Here is a 9,874-nt window from a genome sequence, read left to right on the forward strand (position 1 = left end):
CCGGAATCCCGGCTCACCGAGCAGCCCCGCCCATTTCCGCTGCCCCCGTTCGAAACCACGTCGGTCCGTCACCGTGCAGCGAATCCACTTGACCAGCACCGCGCCATCGTACGGGGCCGAACGTGGCCCAGGTCACGCTCCCGGCAGTCCGCCCCGGGCGCGCGCCGAGTGGCGAGTCATGGCCAAGTGACGGTCAACTGGCCGGTACGAGGCGTGTGTTGTCGGCCCCGCGCACTAGCCTTGTACGCAGAGGTATTGGACGTACGGAGGGATGACCGGTGAGCAGCAGTCTCAAGAGGGGCGTCGAGAAGGTTGAGGTCACCCTCAAATGGGATCCGAGCCCGCTGGGCCGGCCGCCCCACGATTTGGACATCGTCGCCGCGACGTACACGTCGGACGCGCCCAGCGACCGCCCGACGTATCTGGTGCACTTCGACAGCCGCTCGCCCGACGGGACGATCATCCTGGAGAGGGAGAGCCGGACGGGCCAGGGGTTCGGCTCGGACGAGGTGATGACACTGGAGCTGGACCGGCTGGGCTCGGACTATGTGCGCGTGGTGGTGGGGGTCGTCATCCAGCAGCGCGAGGGGCGCCGGACGTTCGCCGACATATCGCGTCCGGCCGTCCAGGTCATGGAGGGCCTCGTGGAGCTGACGGCGAGCGACTTCGCCGACGTCTCCGGGGCGACGGCTGCGACGATCGCCGAGTTCACCAGGGACGAGTCGGGTACGTGGGATTTCCGGCCGGTGCTCCGGGGCTTCGACGACGCCGACCCGCAGGAGTTCACGGAGCAGATGGGCAGCGTGTGACGGGGCCAGCCACGCGGGTCGTCTGACCGGACACGCGGCGCGGCCCAACGCTGCGCGAGCCACGGGAGAGGGGCGCCGGCACCCTGTGCCGACGCCCCTCCACTCAGGACCTATGTCCCGGTACGGGACTCAGTCCCGCCCGTTCTCAGCTGCAGCCGCTCGTCGATCCGCAGCCCTCGCAGATGTAGCAGGAGCCGGCCCGCTGCATCTTCGTACCGCAGGAGAAGCAGAGCGGCGCGTCGGCGCTGATGCCGAGCTGCATCTCCACCAGCTCCGCCGAGGTGTGCGCCTGCTTCGGAGCCGGTGCCTCCGCGGCGTTGGACGACACGGCCGGGCCCACCGCCTTCAGCGGCTCCACGTGGCGCGGAGCGGACTGCGCCAGGCTCTCGACGTCCATCCCCTCCTCATCGTCCAGCGACGGCTCGTACGAGCCGGTCTCCAGGTGACGCTGACGCTCGTCGGCCGAGTGGATCCCGAGGGCCGAACGCGTCTCGAACGGAAGGAAGTCGAGCGCGAGGCGCCGGAAGATGTAGTCCACGATCGACTGGGCGAGCCGCACGTCCGGGTCGTCCGTCATACCGGCCGGCTCGAAGCGCATGTTGGTGAACTTCGAGACGTACGTCTCCAGCGGGACGCCGTACTGAAGTCCCACGGACACCGCGATCGAGAAGGCGTCCATCATGCCCGCGAGGGTCGACCCCTGCTTGGACATCTTCAGGAAGACCTCGCCGAGACCGTCGTCCGGGTAGGAGTTCGCCGTCATGTAACCCTCGGCGCCGCCCACCGTGAACGAGGTGGTGATGCCGGGACGGCCCTTGGGCAGGCGCATCCGGACGGGGCGGTACTCGACGACCTTCTCCACCGCCTGGCGGATGGTGTCCTCGGCCTTCTCAGCGACCTGCTCCTTCTTCTTCGCGGAGAGGGGCTGGCCGACCTTGCAGTTGTCGCGGTAGATCGCCAGCGCCTTGACGCCGAGCTTCCACGCCTCGAAGTAGACCTCTTCGACGTCCTCGACGGTGGCCGTCTCCGGCAGGTTCACCGTCTTGGAGAGCGCGCCGGAGATCCACGGCTGGATCGCCGCCATCATCCGGACGTGACCCATCGCGGAGATGGACCGCTCGCCCATCGCGCAGTCGAAGACCTCGTAGTGCTCGGGCTTCAGGCCGGGCGCGTCGATCACGTTGCCGTTCTCGGCGATGTGGGCGACGACCGCCTCGATCTGCTCCTCCTGGTAGCCCAGGCGGCGCAGCGCCTGCGGCACGGTGCCGTTGACGATCTGCATCGAACCGCCGCCGACCAGCTTCTTGAACTTGACCAGCGCGAGGTCGGGTTCGAGGCCGGTGGTGTCGCAGGACATGGCGAGACCGATGGTGCCGGTGGGGGCGATGACGGAGGCCTGCGCGTTGCGGAAGCCGTTCTTGGCGCCGAGACGGACGACGTCCTGCCAGGCCTCGGTGGCCGCGGCCCAGATCGGGCCGTCGAGGTCGTCGACGTGCACGGCTGCGCTGTTGGCGTCCGCGTGCTGCTTCATGACGCGCTGGTGCGGCTCGGCGTTACGGGCGTAGCCGTCGTACGGGCCCACGACCGCCGCCAGTTCGGCGGAGCGCTTGTACGAGGTGCTCGTCATCAGCGAGGTGATGGCGCCGGCGAGGGCGCGGCCGCCGTCACTGTCGTACGCGTGGCCCGTCGCCATCAGCAGGGCGCCGAGGTTGGCATAGCCGATGCCCAGCTGGCGGAAGGCGCGCGTGTTCTCGCCGATCTTCTGGGTGGGGAAGTCGGCGAAGCAGATGGAGATGTCCATCGCCGTGATGACGAGTTCGACGACCTTGGAGAAACGGTCGATCTCGAACGACTGGTTTCCCTTGCCGTCGTCCTTGAGGAACTTCATGAGGTTCAACGAGGCGAGATTGCACGACGTGTTGTCCAGGTGCATGTACTCGCTGCACGGGTTCGAGCCGTTGATCCGGCCGGATTCCGGGCAGGTGTGCCACTGGTTGATCGTGTCGTCGTACTGAATGCCGGGGTCGGCGCAGGCCCACGCGGCCTCGGCCATCTTGCGGAAGAGGGACTTCGCCTCGACCTCTTCGATGACGTCGCCGGTCATCCGGGCGCGCAGCCCGAACTTGCCGCCCGCCTCGACGGCTTTCATGAACTCGTCGTTCACCCGGACCGAGTTGTTGGCGTTCTGGTACTGGACGGACGTGATGTCGTCGCCGCCCAGGTCCATGTCGAAGCCCGCGTCACGAAGGGCGCGGATCTTCTCCTCCTCCTTCACCTTGGTCTCGATGAAGTTCTCGATGTCGGGGTGGTCGACGTCGAGGATGACCATCTTGGCCGCGCGGCGTGTGGCACCGCCGGACTTGATCGTCCCGGCCGAGGCGTCGGCACCGCGCATGAAGGAGACGGGGCCCGAGGCGTTGCCGCCGGAGGAGAGCAGTTCCTTGGAGGAACGGATCCGCGAGAGGTTCAGGCCGGCGCCGGAGCCGCCCTTGAAGATCATTCCCTCTTCCTTGTACCAGTCGAGGATCGACTCCATGGAGTCGTCGACGGCCAGGATGAAGCAGGCCGAGACCTGCTGGGGCTGCGGGGTGCCCACGTTGAACCACACCGGCGAGTTGAAGCTGAAGATCTGGTGCAGGAGGGCGTACGCCAGCTCGTGTTCGAAGATCTCCGCGTCCGCCGGCGAGGCGAAGTACGCGTTGTCCTCGCCCGACTTCCGGTACGTCTTCACGATCCGGTCGATGAGCTGCTTGAGGCTCGTCTCACGCTGCGGCGTGCCGACGGCCCCGCGGAAGTACTTGCTGGTGACGATGTTGACCGCGTTCACCGACCAGAAGCCGGGGAACTCGACGCCACGCTGGTCGAAGTTGACCGAGCCGTCGCGCCAGTTGGTCATGACGACGTCCCGGCGCTCCCAGACCACCTCGTCGTACGGATGCACGCCGGGGGTCGTGTGGATTCGCTCGATACGCAGGCCCTTACCGCCCTTGGGTCCCTTGCTCCGGGAACCTCGTGCCGTCGGACCGCTCGCCGTCTCTGTCATGCCGCCTCCCATATACAGGCGCAAACGCCCTGAAGTGCCACGTTCTTCCCATGGCACAGTGATGTGTCCGTTGCCACGGGCGCCTCGTGGGGCGCTCGTGACGGGTCTCATCGCCGCTGGAACGACGATCGCCGATGATCGGTCGCTGAGCTGTCGCGATAGATCGGTAACCGATCGATGACCGATCGGCCGTCACCCTTCATACCTCGGTGACGGTGAGCCGGTGCCGATACCGGGATGCGGTCAGTCGGCAGCGGTGACGGATTCGGGGACCGCGGGGGTCCCGCCGGGCCCGCCTTCCTCAGTAGGAGGCCGCGTGCGCAGCTCCGCCACGGCGGCCTCGAAGTCTTCGGGCGAGTCGAACGCCCTGTATACGGATGCGAAGCGCAGGTACGCGACGAGGTCGAGCTCCTGCAAGGGGCCGAGTATGGCCAGCCCAACGTCATGGGTGGTCAGTTCGGCGCTGCCGGTGGCGCGCAGCGCCTCCTCGACCCGCTGGCCGAGTTGGGCGAGAGCGTCCTCGGTGACCGGTCGTCCCTGACATGCCTTGCGCACACCGGAGATGACCTTGGTACGGCTGAAAGGTTCCGTGACTCCGCTGCGCTTGATCACCATCAGCGAGGCGGTCTCCACCGTAGTGAAACGGCGGGAGCAGTCGGGGCACTGACGGCGGCGTCGGATGGACGTCCCGTCGTCGGTGGTGCGACTGTCGACGACACGGCTGTCGGGGTGCCTGCAGAAGGGGCAGTGCATGGCTTCCGACCCTCCTTCACAGCACGACTGAGAAGCCTCGACGGGCCCTGGACGGGCCGTGCGAAGCAGTCTCCAGCATAGGCGATGGCCTCCGGCGGGAAAGACCCGGGACCACTACTTCTGGGCGACTGAGCCAATCCAACCACTACATGTGGGGTCGGCGCACGCTTCGGAGCGGTCGCGCGTGTCGCGGCGGGCAACGGATCGGCGGCCGTACGGCGCCGGGCACGAGCCCGCGCGAGGCCCAACGGGCGGCGGCGAGAGGCGGTCCGGCACGAGAGTACGGGAGCCCGGAACGTACCGCGATTCGGGGCCGCCCGGTGAGAGACTGGGCGCGGGCCGGCCCGGCCATGACAGCGGTGAGGATTTCCGCAATGAGCCGTGGACGCCCGGTGGATGAGCGCGGGACAACCCGCGCGGAGGGCACTGAATACGCGCCACATACACCCCGGATATTGCCACGTCAGCGCTTCCGGGGATTTTCACTCGAACGTGTGTTTGGCGCAACCTTTCGAAAGCAACTACCGTTGTCCAGCTAGGGAGAACATTTCGAGAGGGGCCGACGTGACCACTACCGCAGACAGCGCCACCATTACCGCCCAGGACCGCTCCCAGAGCCGAGTCGAGCCGGTGCATGCCATGAATGACGCAGCCACGAATCCGGAGGGCGTAAAGCCCACTCGCTCGCTGCCCGGCCGACCTCCTGGAATCCGGGCGGACAGCTCCGGTCTCACGGACCGGCAGCGACGGGTCATCGAAGTCATCCGCGACTCGGTGCAGCGGCGGGGATATCCGCCGTCGATGCGCGAGATCGGCCAGGCCGTCGGCCTGTCCAGCACCTCATCCGTCGCCCATCAGTTGATGGCTCTGGAACGCAAGGGATTCCTGCGCAGGGATCCGCACCGGCCCAGGGCCTACGAGGTCCGCGGCTCCGACCAGCCGAGCACCCAGCAGACGGACACCACCGGCAAACCCGCCGCGTCGTACGTGCCGTTGGTCGGCCGGATCGCGGCGGGCGGACCGATCCTCGCCGAGGAGTCCGTCGAGGACGTGTTCCCGCTCCCCCGCCAACTGGTCGGTGACGGCGAGCTGTTCGTCCTCAAGGTCGTCGGAGACTCGATGATCGAAGCGGCCATCTGCGACGGCGACTGGGTGACCGTCCGCCGTCAGCCGGTCGCCGAGAACGGCGACATCGTCGCCGCGATGCTGGACGGCGAAGCCACCGTCAAGCGCTTCAGGCGCGAGGACGGCCACGTGTGGCTGCTCCCGCACAACGCGGCGTACCAGCCGATTCCCGGCGACGACGCGACGATCCTCGGCAAGGTTGTGGCGGTCCTGCGGCGGGTGTGAGGGCTCGCCGGCATCAGGCCGGCCCCGGGACCTACTGCGCCGGTCCCGGGGCCTCGCTGTGCCCGCCACGAGCCCCACCGCGGGCGGGCCCGGCCCTTCCGGCTACCGGCCGTCCGCCTTGGCCCGCGCGTCGATGGCGGCCAGCGAGCGGCGGGCCTGATTGCGGTCCGTCGTGTACCAGAAATCGGGCATCGAGGCCCGCAGATAGCTGCCGTAGCGCGCGTTCGCCAGCCGGGGGTCCAGTACCGCCACGACGCCACGGTCTCCCGAGGCCCGCACCAGCCGGCCGGCGCCCTGGGCCATCAGCAGCGCGGCGTGGGTGGCCGCCACGGCCATGAAGCCGTTGCCACCGGCCTGCTCCACCGCCTTCTGGCGGGCGCTCATCAGCGGGTCGTCGGGACGCGGGAACGGAATCCGGTCCATCACCACCAGCTGTGAACTCGGCCCGGGGACATCGACGCCCTGCCAGAGCGAGAGCGTGCCGAACAGACACGTCGCGGGGTCGGCCGCGAAGGCTTTGATCAACTCACCGAGCGTTTCCTCGCCTTGCAGCAGGATCGGCGTGTCGAGTCTCCCGCGCAGTTCCTCGGCGGCGGCCTGGGCGGCCCGCATGGAGGAGAACAGTCCGAGCGTACGGCCGCCCGCCGCCTCGACCAGCTCCGTGAGCTCGTCCATCATGTCGCCGCGCGAACCCTCCCTGCCGGGAGGCGAGAGATGCCGCGCGACATAGAGAATGCCCTGCTTGGGGTAGTCGAAGGGCGAACCGACGTCGATGCCCTTCCACTGCGGGACGTCCTCCCCCTCGGTCCCCTCCGGGGCCAGGCCGAGCGAAGCGCCGACACCGTTGAAGTCGCCGCCGAGCTTGAGCGTGGCCGAGGTCAGGACCACCGAGCGCTCGCTGAAGAGCTTCTCGCGCAGCAGCCCCGACACGGAGAGCGGAGCGACCCGCAGCGACGCGCCGAACCGGTCGTGGCGCTCGTACCAGACCACGTCCCACTCGCTGCCGTTGGCGATCCGCTCGGCGACCGTGTGGATGGACTCGACGGACGCCAGGGCCTGCTTGCGTACGGCGTCCTCGTCCTGCACGGATCTGTCGCGGGTGGCGCCCATCGCCGAGATCACCGTGCGCGCGGCGTCACGCAGTGCCATCAGCGCGTAGCCGAGGTCTTCGGGGATCTCTTCGAGCCGGCCGGGGAGGGCCAGCTCCATCAGCCGCTCGAAGGTCTCGGCGGCCGTCTGGAGCGAGTCCGCCGCCTTCTCGTTGACGAGCTTGGCCGCGCGGCGCACCGCGCGGTTGACCTGGCCTGGCGTGAGCTCGCCGGTGGCGACCCCGGTGACCCGCGACACCAGTTCGTGGGCCTCGTCGACGATCAGCACCTCGTGCTGCGGGACGACGGGCGCGCCCTCGATCGCGTCGATCGCCAGGAGCGCGTGGTTGGTGATCACCACGTCGGCGAGCTTGGCGCGCTCGCGTGCCATCTCGGCGAAGCACTCGGCGCCGTAAGCGCACTTCGTCGCGCCCAGACACTCACGCGACGACACCGAGATCTGCGCCCACGCCCGGTCGGAGACACCCGGCGTGAGATTGTCCCGGTCGCCGGTCTCCGTCTCGTCCGCCCAGTCGCGCATCCTCAGCAGGTCCTGGCCGAGCTTGCTCGTGGGCGCCGCCGCCTCGAACTGGTCGAAGAGCCCGTCCTCCTCTTCCTGCGGCACGCCCTCGTTGAGCCGGTGCAGACAGAGGTAGTTGGAGCGGCCCTTGAGCATGGCGTACTCGGGCCGGCGCCCCAGCAGGGGGCTCAGCGCGTCGACCGTACGCGGAAGGTCACGCTCCACGAGCTGCCGCTGGAGGGCCAAGGTCGCGGTGGCGACCACGACACGCTCGCCGTGCGCCAGCGCGGGCACCAGATAGCCGAGTGACTTTCCGGTGCCCGTGCCGGCCTGCACGAGCAGATGGGAGTTGTCGTCGATGACCTCCGCGACGGCCTCGGCCATGGTGACCTGGCCTGGGCGTTCCACACCGCCGACAGCGGTGACGGCGGCATGGAGGAGCTCGGAGAGAGATGGCTTCGTCATAGCCCGACCACCCTACGGCTCACCACTGACAACGGCGATCACGTCCCGTGCGCACCGCCCGCCGGGAGGGCGAGCGGATTGGGGACCGTCCCGTGCACGGCGGCGTGCGGGCGGTCGGCGCGGTCGCGGTATCCGTCGAGATGCAGCCGGTTGCGGTTGAGACAGAGCCGCGCGATACGGGGCGTGAGCAGGTCGAACGTCTCGAAACGGTCCTTGAGTTCGGGGAAGCGTGCCTGGTGTCGCAGGATTTCGGCCCGTACGAGTGACCAGAACGTCCGCTCGGGGACGTCCAGTTGTTCCTGGCACAGCGGTGCGAGGAAGCGGAAGACGCCGACGAAGAGCCCGGAGTGGATGAACTGGGTGAGGAAGGACGGCTCCTCGGTAAGGAGGGTGTCCCTGACTTCCCGAGGCATCGCCTCGTGCTCCGGCAGGGGCCGGGCGCTGACGTTCACGTCGTCCACGAAGTCCTTGATCGCGAGGCGGACGGGGACGTCGCTGTCGTCGAAGACGACGACGGCGTTCTCCCCGTGCGGTGAGAAGACCGTGCCGTAGCGGTAGAGGAAGCGCAGCAGGGGAGGCAGCAGCGCGGCGAAGAGCCTGCCGAGCCAGACCTCGGCGGGGAGCCCGGACCGCGACACGAGCTCGGCGGTGAAGGAGCGGCCCTGTGGATCGGTGTGCAGGAGGGACGCGAGGGTCCGGGCGCGTTCGCCGGGGGCGAGCCGGGACGGGAGGGGTTCGCGCCAGATCGCGCCGAGGAGTTCCTTGTACTGGTACGGGACCTCGGGGAGGTGGTCGTAGAGCGGGTGGGTCACGGTCACCGACGCCACCTCTCCGAGCAGGATCACTCCGCATTCGTCGCGGAGGAAGGGGTCCGATTCGTAGAGCCCGCGCATCCAGGCGGTGACGGCGGGAGCGGCGAGCGTGCGTTCGGTGGGCAGGCCGCGCCAGACAAGGGTGTTGAGGATGGACAGGGGCAGCTTCACCGTGTGCCGGTCCGGCCGGCTGGTGTTGAGGAACGTACGGATGGACTGCTGCGGCAGCCTGACGTCGCCGTCGGTGGGGAGCGGGACGATCGCACCGGCGGCGATCTCCCCGGCGTAGAGGGGCAGCAGCACTTCGTCCCACTGCCAGGGGTGTACGGGGAGATAGAGGTACGCGTCCGGGTCGAGGCCGCGCGAGCGGAGCACGGAGGCGAAGGCCTCGCGGGTCGCGGGGTCGAGTTCGGAGCCGTAGAGCTGCTCGGGGACGGCGAGGGAGGGGACACCCCGGTAGGCGGCGAGGGCGGTGCTGACCGCCAGCCAGGGGAGCCGGGAGGGGGCACGGGACTCGGGCGCCCAGCGGGTGGAGTCGAGGGCGGAGAAACCTATGCGGCCCTTGTTGAGTATGAGCCAGGGGTGGCCGGTCTGGTGGCCTTCGAGTTCGGCGTAGTCGAGGTCGGCGAGCTGGGCGGCCGTGAGGGCGGTGCCGTCGATCCTGGCGTCGGCGACGAGGGTGGCGTTCAGTTCGCGGACGAGGTGGCCGAGGGTGGCGCCGTCGATCGCGAGGAGGCGGCGCGCGAGCACGAGGAAGCGGAGGGGGTCCCGGAACGGTTTTCCGGCGTGCTCGACGGAGTGGGGGTCGACGCGCCAGGAGCCGTACGCGCCGCGTCGGGCGGTGAAGGTGAGAGGGGTGCCGTCGTCGAGCGCGAGGGTGTAGCGGCCGGGCGCCTCGCCGTTGGAGCCGGTGCGTGCGACGGGCTCGATGATCTCCTCGTACGCGAATTCGCCGAGGAGTTTGGCGAGGAGGCGGGCGGTGGCTCCGGCCCAGAGCCGTGGTGTCAGCTCGGGCGGGGTGAAGAGGGGGGCGG

The 9,874-nt window shown here is 69.0% G+C and carries 6 protein-coding genes and 1 pseudogene; 2 read left to right on the forward strand and 5 right to left on the reverse strand.

All coding sequences use genetic code 11. The features are described from left to right. A pseudogene (locus tag BHU15_RS39425) lies at positions 1 to 99 on the reverse strand (DUF4937 domain-containing protein); the annotation flags it as partial. Positions 100 to 278: 179 nt separating this feature from the next. Here BHU15_RS39425 and BHU15_RS26935 point away from each other — a divergent pair. Further along, positions 279 to 809 (forward strand): TerD family protein, encoded by a 531-nt coding sequence (locus BHU15_RS26935; RefSeq protein ID WP_069629560.1) that lies wholly within the window; start codon positions 279 to 281, stop codon positions 807 to 809. A 145-nt stretch (positions 810 to 954) separates the two neighbouring features. Here the strand turns inward: BHU15_RS26935 and BHU15_RS26940 are convergent, their stop codons facing one another. Both BHU15_RS26940 and nrdR read right to left on the reverse strand, forming a co-directional pair. Continuing rightward, positions 955 to 3,852: a vitamin B12-dependent ribonucleotide reductase gene (locus BHU15_RS26940; RefSeq protein ID WP_069629563.1), complete on the reverse strand. Its 2,898-nt coding sequence runs from the start codon at positions 3,850 to 3,852 to the stop codon at positions 955 to 957. 243 nt (positions 3,853 to 4,095) lie between these two features. Further along, positions 4,096 to 4,605, reverse strand: coding sequence for a transcriptional regulator NrdR (gene nrdR / locus BHU15_RS26945; RefSeq protein WP_023538206.1), 510 nt, complete (start codon positions 4,603 to 4,605; stop codon positions 4,096 to 4,098). 564 nt (positions 4,606 to 5,169) lie between these two features. On the opposite strand from nrdR, the gene lexA reads away from it, so the two are divergent. Beyond that, a complete protein-coding gene (gene lexA / locus BHU15_RS26950) occupies positions 5,170 to 5,955 on the forward strand; it encodes a transcriptional repressor LexA (RefSeq protein WP_031229318.1) in 786 nt (261 codons plus the stop codon). 102 nt (positions 5,956 to 6,057) lie between these two features. On the opposite strand, the gene BHU15_RS26955 is transcribed toward lexA, so the two are convergent. Both BHU15_RS26955 and BHU15_RS26960 read right to left on the reverse strand, forming a co-directional pair. Continuing rightward, on the reverse strand, positions 6,058 to 8,028 hold the full coding sequence (locus BHU15_RS26955; RefSeq protein ID WP_069629561.1) for an ATP-dependent DNA helicase: 1,971 nt from the start codon (positions 8,026 to 8,028) through the stop codon (positions 6,058 to 6,060). A gap of 38 nt (positions 8,029 to 8,066) precedes the next feature. Next, positions 8,067 to 9,874: IucA/IucC family protein (locus BHU15_RS26960; RefSeq protein ID WP_069629562.1), on the reverse strand; the 1,808-nt coding region annotated here is incomplete at its 5' end.

Source organism: Streptomyces niveus, assembly GCF_001723055.1.
Lineage (GTDB): Bacteria > Actinomycetota > Actinomycetes > Streptomycetales > Streptomycetaceae > Streptomyces > Streptomyces niveus.